This window comes from Janthinobacterium sp. AD80, from assembly GCF_002878455.1.
Classification (GTDB): Bacteria; Pseudomonadota; Gammaproteobacteria; order Burkholderiales; family Burkholderiaceae_D; genus Janthinobacterium.
Genome location: NZ_NRDQ01000133.1, coordinates 13,766 through 29,802 on the forward strand (window position 1 = coordinate 13,766; position 16,037 = coordinate 29,802).

Sequence of the window (16,037 nt, forward strand, 5' to 3'; positions counted from 1 at the left end):
ATATTATTGCGCAAATCATGATTGTTCGGGAGATCTTTGGCATTTAATGCCCACAGACCGCGCCTATACTGTGCGCTACTTCTTGGAGGAGACATCATGCAATTTCAGCCTTGGGATAACCCGATGGGTACCGATGGTTTCGAGTTCGTCGAGTATGCAGCACCAGACCCAAAAGCATTGGGCAAGCTGTTCGAGAACATGGGATTCACGGCCATCGCGCGCCACCGCCACAAGGATGTGACCCTGTACCGCCAGGGCGACATCAATTTCATCATCAATGCCGAACAAGATTCGTTCGCGCAACGTTTTGCCCGTCATCACGGCCCGTCCGTGTGCGCCATCGCCATTCGTGTCGATGACGCGGCCTTCGTCTACCGCCGCGCGCTGGAACTGGGCGCCTGGGGTTTCGACAATAAAAACGGCCCGATGGAGCTGAACATTCCCGCCATCAAGGGCGTGGGCGATTCCCTGCTGTACTTCGTCGACCGCTGGCGCGGCAAGGGTGCCGACAAGCCGGACGCGGCCGCACCAGGCGGCATCGGCGACATCAGCATCTATGACGTCGACTTCGTCGCCATTCCCGGCGCCGTCGCCAACCCCGTCGGCCATGGCCTGACGTATATCGACCACCTGACGCACAATGTGCACCGTGGCCGCATGAAGGAATGGGCCGGTTTCTATGAAAGCCTGTTCAACTTCCGCGAAGTGCGCTACTTCGACATCGAAGGCAAGCATACGGGTCTGAAGTCGAAAGCCATGACTTCGCCATGCGGCAAGATCCGCATCCCGATCAACGAATCGTCGGATGACAAGTCGCAGATCGCCGAATACCTGGATCAGTACCACGGCGAAGGCATCCAGCATATCGCGCTGGGCACGGACAATATCTACGCGTCCGTGCAAGGCATGCGCGATACGGGTATCGATTTCCAGGACACGATTGAAACTTACTATGAGCTGGTCAACCGCCGCCTGCCGAACCATGGCGAGCAGCTGGAAGAACTGCGCCGGCTGCGCATCCTGATCGATGGCCACAGCACGGAAAACGAACGCGAACTGCTGCTGCAAATCTTCACGCAGACGGTGATCGGCCCGATCTTCTTCGAGATCATCCAGCGCAAGGGCGACCAGGGCTTCGGCGAAGGCAACTTCCGCGCCCTGTTCGAGTCGATCGAGCTGGATCAGATCAAGCGCGGCGTGCTGAAAGATACGAGCGCGGCGTAAGTTGGTGGTGTTTGTCGGCTTACGCCGTTCCTGCTAAGCCGACCTACGGCTGGGGCCAGTAATGTAGGTCGGGTTAGCCAGGTTGGCGTAACCCGACATGCCCGCAAAAAGAAGCATTAAAAAGCAGCAAAAGGTACGAACGCAGGAGTGCAGTGCAGCAAAAGAACTGCGCGCCTTCCTGTGGTAGTCTACGACAAACAAGTCATTTTTCCGCACCGGCATTGCTCATAAAGCGCGGCCGGTACGTGTGAGTTCAACCGACTTTGCACGCGTAGCACAGAGAATAATGGAGACAAGTAATGAATGCACCAATCAAGGGCTCGAGTCTTGAGCCGGGCGCGCACGCGTCCGAAATTTCCCTGAACGACAAATACACGCTGGAACGTGGCCGCGCCTTCATGACCGGCACGCAGGCGCTGATCCGCCTGCCCATGCTGCAGCGCGAACGCGACCTGAAAGCGGGACTGAATACGGCCGGCTACATTACCGGCTACCGCGGTTCGCCTGTGACGTCCGTCGACATGACGGCGATCAAGGCCAAGAAATACCTCGACGAACACCACGTCAAATTTCACCCGGGCCTGAACGAAGACCTGGCCGCCACGGCCGTCTGGGGCACGCAGCAGACCAATCTGTTTGAAGACGCCAAATATGACGGCGTGTTCGGCATGTGGTACGGCAAGGGTCCCGGCGTCGACCGCTGCGGCGACGTGTTCAAGCACGCGAATAACGCTGGCTCCGCCAAGCACGGCGGCGTGCTGGTGCTGGCCGGCGACGACCATGCGGCGAAATCGTCGTCCACGGCGCACCAGTCCGACCATATCCTGAACGCCTGCGGCATTCCCGTGCTGTACCCGTCGTCGGTGCAGGAATACATCGACTACGGCTTGCATGCGTGGGCCATGAGCCGCTATACGGGCCTGTGGGTGTCGATGAAATGCGTGACCGACATCATCGAGTCGGGCGCCGCCGTCGACTTCGATCCTGACCGCGTGCAGATCACCCTGCCGACCGACTTCGAGATGCCGGCCGGTGGCCTGAACATCCGCTGGCCCGATACGGTGCTGGAGCAGGAAGTGCGCATGAACAGCTACAAATGGTATGCGGCGCTGGCGTATGCGCGTGCCAACAAGCTCAATAAAATCATCTGGGACAGCCCGAAAGCGCGCATCGGCATCATCACGGCCGGCAAGTCGTATCTGGACACGCGCCAGGCGCTGGCCGACCTGGGCATCGACGAGCAGACGGCATCCGACATCGGCATCCGCCTGTACAAGATCGGCATGACCTGGCCGCTGGAAGCGGACGGCGTGCACGAATTCGCCAAGGGCCTCGACGAGATCCTGGTGGTGGAAGAAAAGCGGCAGATTCTCGAATACGCGCTGAAGGAAGAGCTGTACAACCTGAAGGATGGTGAGCGTCCGCGCGTGGTCGGCAAGTTCGACGACACGGGCGAATGGAGCAACCAGAAGGGCACGGGCCACGGCGACTGGCTGCTGCCGGCTACCTATGAACTCAATCCCGCCATGATCGCGCGGGCGATCGCCAGCCGCATTTCGCGCTACTACGCGGGCCATCCGGTCGAGCAGCGCGTGAAGGAACGCATCGCCTACCTGGAAGCCAAAGAGAATGTGCTGAAAGCGATCAGCGTGAAACCCGATCCGCAAAAAGACCGCACGCCGTTCTTCTGCTCCGGCTGCCCGCACAACAGTTCCACCAAAGTGCCGGAAGGCTCGCGCGCGCTGGCCGGCATCGGCTGCCACTACATGGTGCTGTGGATGGACCGCGAAACGTCGACGTTTACCCACATGGGCGCCGAAGGCGTCACCTGGGTGGGACAGGCGCCGTTCACGAACGAGAAGCACGTGTTTACCAACCTTGGTGACGGCACGTATTTCCACTCGGGCATCCTGGCCATCCGCGCGGCCGTCTCGGCCAAGGTGAACATCACCTACAAGATTCTGTTCAACGACGCGGTAGCCATGACGGGTGGCCAGGAATTCGACGGTCCGCTATCGCCGGCCATCATTTCGCGCCAGATCGCCGCCGAAGGCGTCGGCCCCATCATCGTCGTCACCGATGAACCGGAAAAATACCCGTCCGACTACGCCTGGGCGGAAGGCGTCACCGTGCGCCATCGTTCGGAATTGATGGACGTGCAGCGCGAACTGCGCGACATGCCGGGCGTGTCGGCCATGATCTACGACCAGACCTGTGCCTCGGAAAAACGCCGCCGCCGGAAACGCAATGAATACCCGGACCCGGCCAAGCGCGCCGTCATCAACGAAGCCGTCTGCGAAGGCTGCGGCGACTGCTCCGTGCAATCGAACTGCCTGTCGGTGGAACCGCTGGAAACGGAACTGGGGCGCAAGCGCCAGATCAACCAGTCGTCCTGCAACAAGGACTTTTCGTGCACCACGGGTTTCTGCCCCAGTTTCGTGACGGTGGAAGGCGGCGGCCTGAAAAAGCCGAAGAAGGCGGCCAGTGCCGACAAGGGCGGCCCGGAAGTGCCGGCCTTGCCGACGCCGACGATCCCGTCGACGGCGGAACCGTTCGGCATCCTGGTCACCGGCATCGGCGGCACGGGCGTCGTCACGGTTGGCCAGATCCTGGCCATGGCGGCCCACGTGGAAGGCAAGGGCTGTTCCGTGCTGGACATGAGCGGCCTGGCACAGAAGGGCGGCCCCGTGATGTCGCACGTGCGCCTGGCGGACCGCCAGGAAGATATCCATTCGACGCGCGTCGGCACCGGCGCGGCGGACCTCGTGATCGGCTGCGACCTGATCGTCACGGCCAGCCGCGACGCCCTGTCGCGCATGGGAGAAGGCCGCAGCTGGGCCATGATCAATTCGACCAGTTCGTCGACGGCGGCCTTCGTGAAAAACCCGGACTGGCAATTCCCCGGCGTCGGCGCGCGCCTGGAAATTGAAAAGGCCTGCGGCGCGGATCACGTGGACTTCATCGACGCGGGCCAGATCGCCACGGCGCTGATGGGCGACTCGATCGCCACCAACATGTTCATGCTGGGCTACGCCTGGCAAAAAGGCAAAGTGCCGCTGAGCGAAGCGGCCATCATGAAGGCCATCGACTTGAACAACGTCTCCGTGGCGTTCAACAAGGCCGCCTTCAACTGGGGCCGCGCCGGCGCGCATGATGCGGCCAGCCTGGTGCGCATGACCACACCGGCGAAAGTGGTGGAATTCAAGCGCATCGAAACGCTCGACGACCTGATCGAAAAGCGCGTGGCCCTGCTGACGGCCTACCAGGACCGCGCGTATGCGCAGCAGTACCTGGACTTCGTCGGCCAGGTACGCGCCGCCGAAAGCGCCCTGAATGGCCCGCACCTGCGCCTGACGGAAGCCGTGGCCCGTTATTTCTACAAGCTGATGGCGTACAAGGACGAGTACGAAGTGGCACGCCTGTACACGGACGGCGCCTTCCAGGCGAAGATCGCCGCCATGTTCGAAGGCGACATCAAGCTCAAGTTCCACCTTGCGCCGCCGATCATGGCGAAAACCGACGCCCAGGGCCATCTGGTGAAAAAGGAATTCGGCCCGTGGATGATGAAAGCGTTTGGCCTGCTGGCCAAGCTGAAAGGCTTGCGCGGCACGGCGTTTGACATCTTCGGCCGCACGGCCGAGCGCAAGATGGAGCGCGCGCTGATTCTGGAGTACCGCGCGACGGTGGGCGGCCTGCTGCCGAAACTGACGACGGCCAGGCTGGCGCAAGCCGTGGCCATCGCCAGCATTCCGGAAGACATCCGCGGCTATGGCCACGTGAAGGAGCGTCACTTCAAGGCGGCAAAAGAGAAGGAAGCGAGCTTGCTGATCGCCTTTAATGCGCCGCTGGAAGCACCTGTCCCCGCATCCCTTGCCGCGCCAGCTGCGGTGGCGGCCACCGTGGCCTAAGCGCTTGCGCAACACACGATGAAAATGGCGCCTGCGGGCGCCATTTTCATGTCGCAGAAAACAAGGCAGGGACTTGGGAGGTGAAGCCATCTGGCCAGCCCCGCTGGTTTTGACGTGATTTAGGACCAGTCTTATAGCACGCGGGAGAGACGTGGCTTTAGAGTGACAATGTCCAGCTTGTGCAGACCTGCAGTTCGCCGGGAAATAGCGCTTTGGCGACGCCATCGGCGCCGAATCGGGAAAATTTGTTGTCTTGTTAGACGTTTCTTACGCGCAAAATTCATTATAATTTTTAGATAATTTCTCCTGGAAAGTTACTCATGCGTTCAGTGCACCTTAACTCCCTGGCTGTTCCCTTCGTCTTGCTGCTGAGCGCCTGCGGTGGTGGCGGCGGCAGCAGCGCGCCGGCCGGCAATCCCGTGACTTCGACGGGCCCGACAGCACTGGTAGCCTCATCCACGGTGGCGAACCGCTGCGAAAAGCCGCGTCCTGGCAACGGCGTGGACGCGCAGGGCAGCTTGCTCGATGAACTGACGTGGGTGCGCAGCTGGATCGATGAAACCTATCTGTGGTACCGCGAAGTACCGACCACCTACCAGCCGCAGAGCTTTGCCACGCCCATCGCGTATTTCGATGTACTGAAAACCACGGCGACGACGGCGTCCGGCAAGCCCAAGGACCGTTTCCATTTCACGAATGCGACGGCGGAGTGGGAGGCGTCGCAGAACGGCATCGAACTGGGCTACGGCATGCTGCTGGCCGTGACGCAGACCACGCCGCCACGCAAGGCCGTGATCACGATTGTCGAACCGGGTTCGCCGGCGGCGCGGGCCGGCCTGCAGCGCGGCGACGTGCTGCAAACCGTCGATGGCGTCGACTTCGTCAACGCCCCCGATACGGCCAGCGTGAAGACCATCAATGCGGGCCTGTTCCCCGAGGCGCAGGGCACGCATACGCTGGGCTTCAGCCGTGGCGGCACGCCGCTCAGCGCGTCGCTGCAAGCCATCGAGGTCAATACGAGCGCCGTGCAAAACGAGCGCATCATCGATACGCCCACGGGCAAGGTCGGCTATCTGACCTTCAACACGCACAACAACGTGGCCGAACGCCAGCTGATCGACACCATGCGCCGCTTCCAGGCGGCCGGCATCAGCGACCTGGTGCTCGATGTGCGCTACAACGGCGGCGGTCTGCTGGATGTCGCCAGCGAGCTGGCCTACATGATTGCCGGCCCGCAGGCGACGACGGGCAAGGTCTTCGAGCAGGTGCTGGCCAACGACAAGACCCGTCAGGAAGCACCGATGCCTTTCCACGCGCGCAGCCTGGGCTTTCCTGCCCCGAATCCCGTCGCCTCTGGCACCGCGCTGCCTTACCTGGGCCTCAAGCGCGTGACCTTGCTGACGACCGCCAACACCTGCTCGGCCAGCGAGTCGATCATCAACGGCTTGCGCGGCGTGGATGTGCAGGTCAACCTGATCGGCGGCACGACGTGCGGCAAGCCGTATGGCTTCTACCCCAAGCCGAACTGCGGCACCACCTATTTCGCGGTGCAGTTCCAGGGTGTGAATGCCAAGGGTTTCGGCGACTATGCCGACGGCATGGCGCCGACCTGCGAGGTGGCGGACGATTACCAGCACGCGCTGGGCGATACGGCCGAGGGGATGCTGGCGGCGGCGCTGCGCTACCGCACCGCCGGTGCCTGCGCCGCGGCCTCGGTGTCGGGTGCGACCCGGCTGCTGGGCGCGGTGGAGAATCCGACCGAGACCGCCATGCGCGTGCTGCGGCCCCAGTACAAGGAAATTTCGATAAGAAAACCATAAACGGGGCTTTTCTTTTCCTGGCCGCGCCCATGGCGGCGCGGTTTTCTTCTCTGAAATATTTCTATATAACAATGATGGTATATAGAAAGAACAAAGTATTCGTTCTGTAAATACTGACATCTTGATATCTTTCAGTCTTTCTCCCACCTTGAGAAGCGAAAAGATGTCTATACAGTTCAAGTTATCAGCGTTCAGCGTTGCTGTCCTGGCCCTCGTCGCCAGCGTTACCGCGCAGGCACAGACCCAGACAGCCGCGCCTGCCGCGCAGGGCCAGCCGGAAGCGGGCGCGCATGCGGTCGTCGTCACCGGTTCGCGCATTCCCCGCGCCAGCCTGGAAGGCCCGTCGCCCGTCACCATCCTGACCGGCGACGAGATCACCAAGCAGGGCTATAAAAACGTATATGACGCCCTGAGCAACCAGGTGCAGAACAGCGGTTTTACGCAAGGCGAAGATTTCGGCAACACCTTCACGCCGTCGGCCAATACCATCAGCCTGCGCGGCCTGGGCCCGAACCACACCCTGATCCTGCTGAACGGGCGCCGCCTGGCCGACTTCCCCGTCGCCTACGAAGGCACGGTGAACTTCACCAACCTGGCAAATATCCCGTCGAGCATTGTCGACCGCATCGAAATCCTCAATGGCGGCGCCTCGGCCATCTATGGCTCGGACGCGATCGCCGGCGTGATCAACGTGATCCTGAAAAAACAGACGGAAGGCTTTGATATCAACGTCAAGGCGGGCAGCACCACGCGCGGCGGCGGCGGCAACCAGCGCGTGCAACTGACGGGCGGCGGCAATTTCGACAAGCTGCATACCCTGTTCAGCGTGGAGCTGAGCCAGCGCGATCCGCTGTCGAGCCTGGACCGCGACTTCATGTCCACGCGCTCGGGCACGCCGACGAATATCGCCTCGCGCCGCGTGGTGCAGGCGGGCACCTCCGGCACCTATCAGGACCTGGGCGACACCTGCAGCCAGTTCGGCGACCTGTTTGGCGGCAGCGTCATCAAGTACCAGGCGAAGAACGGCAGCTATTGCGCCAGCCCGAAGGTGGGCCCGACCTACTGGACCACGCAGACCAAGAACCGCAGCCAGAACGTGTTCGGCAGCGCCAACTATGAGCTGTCGCCGGAAACGACCTTGTTTGCCGATTTCCTGATCGGCAAGAACGCCACGGAAAACAATACGCGCGGCCCGTCGTGGACGTCGCAGTCGACGGGCAACAGCTACTTCAAGAACCAGACCACGGGCAAGTACGAGGCCTGGACGCGCTACATCGCGCCCGAGGAAATGGGCGGCGTATCGCGCTACAACCGCAAGTGGGACGACCTGGCCACCGCCATCTCGCTGGGCGCCAAGGGCCGCATTCCCGGCACCGCATCGTGGCAGTATGAAGCCAACTACAACGCCTCGCTGTACAAGAGCGAAAGCCACACGCCGCGCGCGCTGGCCAATATCGACAGCTTCTTCCTGGGCCCGAAACTGGGCACGGACGCCAGCGGCGTGGCCATTTATGCACCGGACCCTGCACGCTTGTCGCGCCGCCTGACGGCCGCCGAATTTGACAGCATCACGGGCAATTCCGACAGCGACGACAAGGCCTGGACGAATACCCTGAGCCTGGCCACCAATGGCGACCTGTTCCAGCTGCCGGCCGGCGTGGCGAAGATCGCTACCATCGCCGAAGCGGGCAAGCAGGGCTTCAGCAATGTGCCCGATGCGCGCCTCAACGAAGGCTATTTCAACGTCGCCACCAAGTCCGACATCACGGCCGGCACGCGCACGCGCTACGCGCTGGGCGCCGAGATCAACCTGCCGTTGCACGAGAAGCTGACGGGCACCCTGGCCGGACGCTATGACCGCTACAACTTTGCCGGCCGCAGCGACGGCAAGTTCACCTATAACGGCGGCCTGGAACTGCGCCCGACGCGCGAACTGCTGTTGCGCGCCAACTACGCCACCAGCTTCCGCGCGCCGGACATGAACTACATCTACAAGGCGCGCGGCACGGGCTACTATTCGAGCACCACCGATTACTACCGCTGCGGCGTCGCCGGCCAGGCCATCGAGGACTGCGACTACGCGAACAAATCGCCGGGTGCCGATTATGTGCAGAACGGCAGCAAGGATCTGCAGTCGGAGAAGGGCAAATCGTTCGGCGTCGGTGCCGTCTGGTCGCCGAGCTCCAATTTCGACGTCTCCGTCGACTACTGGAACATCAAGATCGACGATCTGGTGACCAATCTGAGTGCCGACAAGATCCTGCGCGACGAAGCCGATTGCCGCCTGGGCAAGACCGACATCAACTCGCCGACCTGCGTCGATACCCTGAACCGCGTTGAGCGCTTCGCGGCCAATGCGCTCAACCGCGCCGGCGAGATCAAGACCATCACCGTCAACCCGATCAACGCGGCGAAACAAAGCACCAGCGGCGTCGACATCAGCCTGAAATATCTGCTGCGCACGACGGACTATGGCCGCTTCGCCTTCAAGGCCAACTACGCCAAGGTGCTGAGCAAGAAATCGCAGCAGTTCGTGGGCGATGAAGAGATCGACGAGCTGAAGGACATGAGCAGCACGGATTGGCCGGACAAGCTGAACCTGAGCGTCAACTGGAGCGCGGGCGACTGGTCGAACACCCTGCTGGTGACGCGCTACGGCAAGATCCCGAACGGTGCTGGCACGGCCTATCTGACGCCAACGGCGCTGGCCAATATCAGCACCGTGTACCGCATCAACGACCGCGCCACCCTGTCGCTGATCGTCAACAACGTGTTCGACAAGATCAAGCGCGACAACAGCGGCGGCTGGCCGTACTACCCGGTGGGGAACTACAGCCCGCAAGGACGCCAGGGCTGGGTTGAATTCAACTATCACTTTGGCAGCTGATTTCACCCGGGAGCCAAGCCGGGGGCAGACCCGTCGGGTCTGACCCCGGCATCACAGCCGGGACAGCCAACGCTGTCCCGGTTTTTTATTTCCCCGTCAGTTTTACACCTGCCGCCGCCCCTATAATTGCCCGCTTGTCCACTCTCGCCGGAGCCTTCCGATGCTACGCCACGCCCTGCTGTCCGCCGCCGTGTTATCCACCTCCTTGTTGTCCACCGTTGCCTTGCCTGCGTCCGCTGCCTCGCCGCTGAGCACCGTGGCCGAGCGCTCGGGCTTTCTGCACACGGGCCGCTACGCGGAAGTGGAAGCGCTGTGCCGGCAGTTCCAGGCGCGCTATCCGAAGCAGGTGCGCTGCGTGGAATTTGGCCGCACGCCGGAAAACCGGCCCATGCTGGCGCTGGCCGTGACGAATACGGGCGCGCTGACGCCGGCCGAGGCGGCGCGCCGCAAGCTGCCCGTGCTGCTGGTGCAGGGCGGCATCCATGCCGGTGAAATCGACGGCAAGGATGCCGGCTTCCTGGCCCTGCGCGAAGTCCTGGAAGGCAAGGCGGCGCCCGGCGCGCTGGACAAGCAGGTGCTGCTGTTCGTGCCCGTGTTTAACATCGATGGCCACGAGCGCTTTGGCCAGTGGAATCGTCCGAACCAGCGCGGCCCCGTGGAAATGGGCTGGCGCAGCACGGCGCAAAATTTCAACTTGAACCGCGACTACGTGAAGGCCGATGCGCCCGAGATGCAGCACATGCTGGCGCTGGTGAACGCCTGGGACCCGCTGGCGTATGTCGACCTGCACGTCACCGATGGCGCGCAGTTCGAGCCGGACATCTCGATCCAGGTCGAACCCGTGCACGCGGGCGATGCTGCCTTGCGCGTGGCCGGCACGGCCCTGCGCGACAATGTCCTGGCCGACCTGGCAAAGCAGGGCTCGGATCCGAAGCCGTTCTATATCTCGTTTGCCGAAGAAGACAATCCGCAATCGGGCTTTGTCGACTCGACGCCGAATCCGCGTTTTTCACATGGCTATTTCATGCTGCGCAACCGCTTCGGCATGCTGGTGGAAACCCACTCGTGGAAGGACTATCCGACCCGCGTGCGCATCACGCGCAACACCATCGTTTCGCTGTTGTCGCAAGTGGCGCAGCATGGCGCGCAGTGGCGGCAAGTGGCGCTGGACGCCGACAGCCGCGCGGCGCAGCTGGCCGGCAGCACCTTGCCGCTCACTTACAAGACGACGGACAAGAGCCACATGATCGCGTTTCGCGGCTATGCCTACACGCGCACGCCATCGGACATTTCCGGCGCGCTGATGACGCGCTACGATGAAAACACGCCGCAGCTGTGGACCGTGCCGCTGCGCGACGAGATCGTACCCGACCTGCAGCAGGCCGCGCCGAAGGCCGGCTACCTGGTGCCGGCCGCGCAGGCGCCGATGGTGGCGGCCAAGCTGCGCCAGCATGGCGTCAGTTACCAGGTGCTGGCCACGGCCTGGGGCCAGCAGCCAGTGCAGGCGTTCCGCGCCACGCAGGTGAAATTCGGCGCGCAGTCGTTCGAGGGACGCCAGACGGCGGCCGTGCAGGGCGCATGGCAAAACGAGGCGCGCGTGATCGGCGCCGGCGACTTGTACGTGCCCGTCAACCAGGCCAAGGCGCGCCTGGTGGTGGCGCTGCTGGAACCGCGCGCGCCCGACTCGCTGCTGGCCTGGGGCAGTTTCAACACGGCTTTCGAGCGCAAGGAATACATGGAAGACTATGTGGCCGAGGACGTGGCGCGCGCCCAGCTGGCGGCCGACCCGGCGCTGGCGGCGCAGTTCCACGCGCGCCTGGCGAATGATCCCGCGTTTGCCAAAAGCCCGCAGGCGCGCCTGGAATTTTTCGCCCGCCGCCACAGCTCGTGGGACGAGCGCCTGAACCTGTATCCGGTGCTGCGCACGGATGTGGCGCCGGCACAGAAGTAAGGAAGGCCGCGCCGCCTTGTGCATGCACAAGCTGCGCGGCCAGGAAAATGCTATTGTGCTTGCTTTCCCGATAAGGGTTTCCGATGGAGCAACAGCGCATGTCGCAGCCAGCAGCGAAAAAAATTCTGATCCTCAGCGTCTCGGCCGGTGCCGGCCATATGCGCGCGGCACAAGCCATCGAGGCGTATGCGGCGCACCCTGGCGGCGCCACGCCTGCGGCGACGGCCTGCCATCTGGACGTGATGGATTTCGTGACGCCCGCGTTCCGCAAGCTGTACACGGATTTCTACATCAAGCTGGTCAACAAGGCGCCTGCGCTGTGGGGCTACCTTTACCACGCCACCCATGACGCGCCCAAGGACAGTTCGATACAGCGTTTGCGCCGGGGCGTCGAGCGCCTGAACACGCGCGCGCTGATGGCGAAGATCGCCGCATTCCGGCCCGACGCCATCGTCTGCACGCATTTTCTGCCCGCCGAGCTGCTGTCGCGGGCACTGCGCCAGCACCAGCTGGCGTGCCCCGTGTGGGTGCAGGTCACGGATTTCGACCTGCACCGCATGTGGGTGCACGAGCATATGCAAGGCTATTTCGCCGCTACCGACGAAGTGGCGTTCCGCATGCGCCACGAAGGCATTCCCCCCGAACGCATCCATGTCACGGGCATCCCGATCATGCCCGCTTTTGCGCAGGCGCCCGCGCGCGTGCCATCCGCGCAAGCCTTTGGCCTCGATCCGCGGCGTACGACGATCCTGCTGATGGGCGGCGGGGCAGGGCTGGGCAGCCTCGATGCCGTCGCCGCGCGTCTGCTGGCGCTGCCGGGTGATTTCCAGCTGATCGTGCTGGCGGGGAAAAATGCCGCCGCCCTGGCGGCGCTGCGGACATTGGCCAGCCAGTATCCGGGCCGCCTGCTGGCGCAGGGCTTTACCAGCGAAGTCGAGCGCCTGATGGCGTGCGCCGACCTGGTGATCACCAAGCCGGGCGGCCTGACCACGTCCGAATGCCTGGCACTGGGCTTGCCCATGATCGTCAACTCGCCGATTCCCGGCCAGGAAGAACGCAATGCCGACTACCTGCTGGAGCAGGGCGTGGCCCTGAAAGCGTTTGACGCCGTGACCCTGGAATACCGCGTGCGCCTGCTGCTCGCGCAGCCGCAGCAGTTGCAAGCCATGCGCGCCAAAGCGCTGGCGCTGGGCCGCCCACGCGCCGCCTGCGAGGTGCTGGCGCGGGTGCTGGCAGACGGCGTGGCGGCGGAGCAGGCGTGACGGGGGGCGTGGCCAAACCGTGGCAGATCGCCCTGACCCTGGCCTGGGTCGCCTTGCTTGGCCTGTTTTTCGCCCAGGTGGAAATCCAGATCGAAGGCGCTGCCGGCTGGGCCGCGAACTTGCCGACCTGGCGCATCGAAAGCCATTGGCTGCTCGACATCTTCTGGGGCGGACGGCCCATGACGGGCTACCACGCCTGGGTCTTTCCCTTCATTGCGTTGTTCTTCCATTTCCCCATGATCTTCCTGGGGCAATGGTCGCTGCGCTTCGAATGCCGCGCCATCGGCTGCATCATGCTGTTCTGGATCATCGAAGACTATTTGTGGTTCGTGCTCAATCCCGCCTATGGCGTGGCGCATTTCAATCCGGCGCATATCGCCTGGCACAAGCACTGGCTGTGGTTTGCCCCCACCGATTACTGGGTTTCGCTGCTGCTCGCCGGCGTGCTGCTGTGGTTTTCATACAAGAGGAAGTCATGATCTTGCCGCATCTGCTGCTGTTATCCCTGCTCCTGGCGGCCAGTTCCGCTGGCGCCCAGGCGCCTCCGCCTCCGCCACCGGAGCGCAACGCCGAGTGGGCCACGCCGCTGCCCCACGTCTCCAATCTGCACCAGGTGACGCCGCGCCTGTACCGCAGCGCAAAGCTCGACACGGCAGACGTGGCGCAGCTGCAGGCGCTGGGGGTGAAGACTGTCATCAGCCTGCGTTCCTTCCATGCCGATACGCAGGTGCTGGAAGGCAGCGGCATCCGCGCCATCCGCATTCCCATCAATACCTGGGCCATCCGCGACAGGCATGTGATCGAAACGATGCGTGCCATCCGCGCGGCTGGGCAGCATGGGCCCGTGCTGCTGCATTGCCTGCACGGCGCAGACCGCACCGGCATGATGGCGGCCATGTACCGCATGCTGTACCAGGACTGGCCGCGCGAGAAGGCGATCGACGAGCTGAAAAATGGCGGCTACGGCTACCACGCCGTGTGGAAAAACATCGAACGCTATCTGTCGCGCGTGAATGTGGACGAGATGCGTGCGCGTATCGACGCGCCGCAGCCCTGATACACGGTCCGCGTCGCCTGGCGCGGCAGCAACTTCACGCAGGCGCGCCACTTCAGGCATGATGTCGTTTCATCCACACATCTGCCCGGAACCCGCATGGAACACCACAGCTTTCTCATCAACATACTGTTTTACCTGGTGGCCGCCATCATCATGGTGCCGCTGGCCAAGCGCCTGGGCATGGGCGCCGTGCTGGGCTACCTGGTGGCAGGCGTCGTCATCGGACCGTGGGGCCTGGGGCTGATCAAGAATGTCGACGTGATCCTCAGCTTCTCCGAATTCGGCGTGGTGCTGCTGCTGTTCCTGATCGGCCTGGAACTGGAACCGAAGCGCTTGTGGCTGCTGCGCCGCCCCATCTTTGGCTGGGGCGGGGCGCAGGTGGCCGTCGTCAGCGCGGGACTGTGCGCCGTGGCCATGGCCTTTGGCGTCGACTGGCGCACGGCGCTGGTGGGCGGGCTGGGCCTGTCGCTGTCGTCGACGGCCATCGTGCTGGCCACCCTGGGCGAACGCAAGTTGATGAGTACGCCGGCCGGTTCCGCCGGCTTTTCCATTTTGCTGTTCCAGGATATCGCCGCCATTCCCATGATCGCGCTGGTGCCGCTGCTGGGCGGCCTGGTCACGCATGCCGGCGAACCGGGCTGGCTGCGCGTGGCCAAGCTGGCCGCCGTGCTGGCGGCCCTGGTGATCGGCGGGCGCTTCCTGGTCAACCCCATCCTGCGCTTCATCGCGAAAACGGACTTGCGTGAAATCTTCACGGCGTTCGCCCTGCTGCTGGTGATCGCCATCTGCGTGCTGATGGAATCGGTGGGCCTGTCGATGGCCCTGGGTACCTTTGTTGCTGGCGTGCTGCTGGCCGATTCCGAATACCGCCATGAGCTCATTTCCGACCTGGAGCCGTTCAAAGGCCTGTTATTGGGCCTGTTCTTCATCGCCGTCGGCATGTCCGTCGATTTCGGCGTGCTGCGCGCCCAGCCGCTGCTGATCCTGGCCCTGGTGGCCGGGCTGCTGGCGGTGAAGATCGCCCTGCTGTATGTGTTGTCGAAGTTCTTCGACATTCCCCGTGGCCAGCAGCTGTTCTTCGCGCTGCTGCTGTCGCAGGGCGGCGAATTTGCCTTCGTCGTGTTTGCCGCCGCCGTGGCCGCGCACGTGTTTTCGCCGGAGACGGGCGCCCTGCTGGTGGTCGTCGTCACCGTGTCGATGGTGGCCACGCCCCTGCTGCTGCTATTGCACGATAAATTCGTCGCGCCGCGCCTGCAAGGTGACAAGAAGCGCCGCCCGGACGACCATATCGAGGCGCAGGACAATCCCATCGTCATCGCCGGCTTTGGCCGCTTTGGCCAGATCATCGGCCGCCTGCTGGCGGCCAACAAGATCGGCGTGACGGTGCTCGACCACGATCCGGACCAGATCGACCTGCTGCGCAAGTTCGGTTTTAAAGTGTTTTACGGCGACGCCACGCGCGTCGATCTGCTGGTGGCGGCCGGCATCGAGAAGGCCAGGGCCCTGGTGATCGCCATCGACAACGTCGACGACAGCCTGGCCCTGGTCGACGCCGTGCGCCTGCGCCTGCCGCAGCTGACGATTCTGGCGCGCGCGCGCAATGTCACGCATTACTATGAATTGATGAAGCGGGGCGTGACCCTGATCGAACGCGAGACGTTTGCGGCGGCCTTGCTGCTGGGCGAGCAGACCTTGCGCCAGGTGGGCTTCAGCGAGGAACGGGCGCAGCGCGCTGCCGGCATCTTTGGCCGGCATAACCTGAAAACCCTGCTGGAAGTAGCGCCGCACTTCCAGGATCAGCAAAAAGTCATGTCCCTCACGCGCCAGGCGCGCGAGGAACTGGAAGACATGTTCGAGAGCGATGCAGCCGCGTTTGCGGCAGAGAAGGTGGAAAACGGCAGGTCGGATTAGCGGCGCAGCCGCGTAAT

General features: G+C 63.3%; 9 protein-coding genes. All 9 read left to right on the forward strand.

Features of this window, described 5'->3' with window-relative positions; genetic code table 11:
• Nucleotides 1-96: 96 nt before the first annotated feature.
• The 9 genes from hppD to kefC all read left to right on the forward strand — a co-directional run bounded on the left by hppD (nucleotide 97) and on the right by kefC (nucleotide 16,020).
• The gene (gene hppD / locus JaAD80_RS22180) at nucleotides 97-1,224 is read left to right on the forward strand and encodes a 4-hydroxyphenylpyruvate dioxygenase (protein WP_102297518.1); all 1,128 of its coding nucleotides are present in this window, start codon (nucleotides 97-99) and stop codon (nucleotides 1,222-1,224) included.
• A gap of 299 nt (nucleotides 1,225-1,523) precedes the next feature.
• Nucleotides 1,524-5,132: an indolepyruvate ferredoxin oxidoreductase family protein gene (locus tag JaAD80_RS22185; RefSeq protein ID WP_102297520.1), complete on the forward strand. Its 3,609-nt coding sequence runs from the start codon at nucleotides 1,524-1,526 to the stop codon at nucleotides 5,130-5,132.
• A gap of 320 nt (nucleotides 5,133-5,452) precedes the next feature.
• Nucleotides 5,453-6,952, forward strand: a complete 1,500-nt coding sequence (locus JaAD80_RS22190; protein ID WP_102297523.1) for a S41 family peptidase — start codon at nucleotides 5,453-5,455, stop codon at nucleotides 6,950-6,952.
• A gap of 163 nt (nucleotides 6,953-7,115) precedes the next feature.
• Complete coding sequence (locus JaAD80_RS22195; RefSeq protein ID WP_102297526.1) at nucleotides 7,116-9,839, forward strand: TonB-dependent siderophore receptor; 2,724 nt, start codon at nucleotides 7,116-7,118, stop codon at nucleotides 9,837-9,839.
• A gap of 160 nt (nucleotides 9,840-9,999) precedes the next feature.
• Nucleotides 10,000-11,790: a M14 family metallopeptidase gene (locus JaAD80_RS22200; RefSeq protein ID WP_102297529.1), complete on the forward strand. Its 1,791-nt coding sequence runs from the start codon at nucleotides 10,000-10,002 to the stop codon at nucleotides 11,788-11,790.
• Nucleotides 11,791-11,873: 83 nt separating this feature from the next.
• Complete coding sequence (locus tag JaAD80_RS22205; protein WP_258003123.1) at nucleotides 11,874-13,052, forward strand: glycosyltransferase; 1,179 nt, start codon at nucleotides 11,874-11,876, stop codon at nucleotides 13,050-13,052.
• Entirely contained in the window at nucleotides 13,049-13,531 is a 483-nt protein-coding gene (locus JaAD80_RS22210) for a hypothetical protein (protein WP_102297532.1), read from the forward strand. Before JaAD80_RS22205 ends, JaAD80_RS22210 begins: the two co-directional genes overlap by 4 nt.
• Nucleotides 13,528-14,109 carry a dual specificity protein phosphatase family protein gene (locus JaAD80_RS22215; RefSeq protein WP_102297535.1) on the forward strand — a complete coding sequence of 194 codons (582 nt, stop codon included), beginning with the start codon at nucleotides 13,528-13,530 and terminating at the stop codon, nucleotides 14,107-14,109. The genes JaAD80_RS22210 and JaAD80_RS22215 overlap by 4 nt, the downstream gene beginning before the upstream one ends.
• A 96-nt stretch (nucleotides 14,110-14,205) precedes the next feature.
• Nucleotides 14,206-16,020: a glutathione-regulated potassium-efflux system protein KefC gene (gene kefC / locus JaAD80_RS22220; protein WP_102297537.1), complete on the forward strand. Its 1,815-nt coding sequence runs from the start codon at nucleotides 14,206-14,208 to the stop codon at nucleotides 16,018-16,020.
• Nucleotides 16,021-16,037 lie beyond the last annotated feature (17 nt).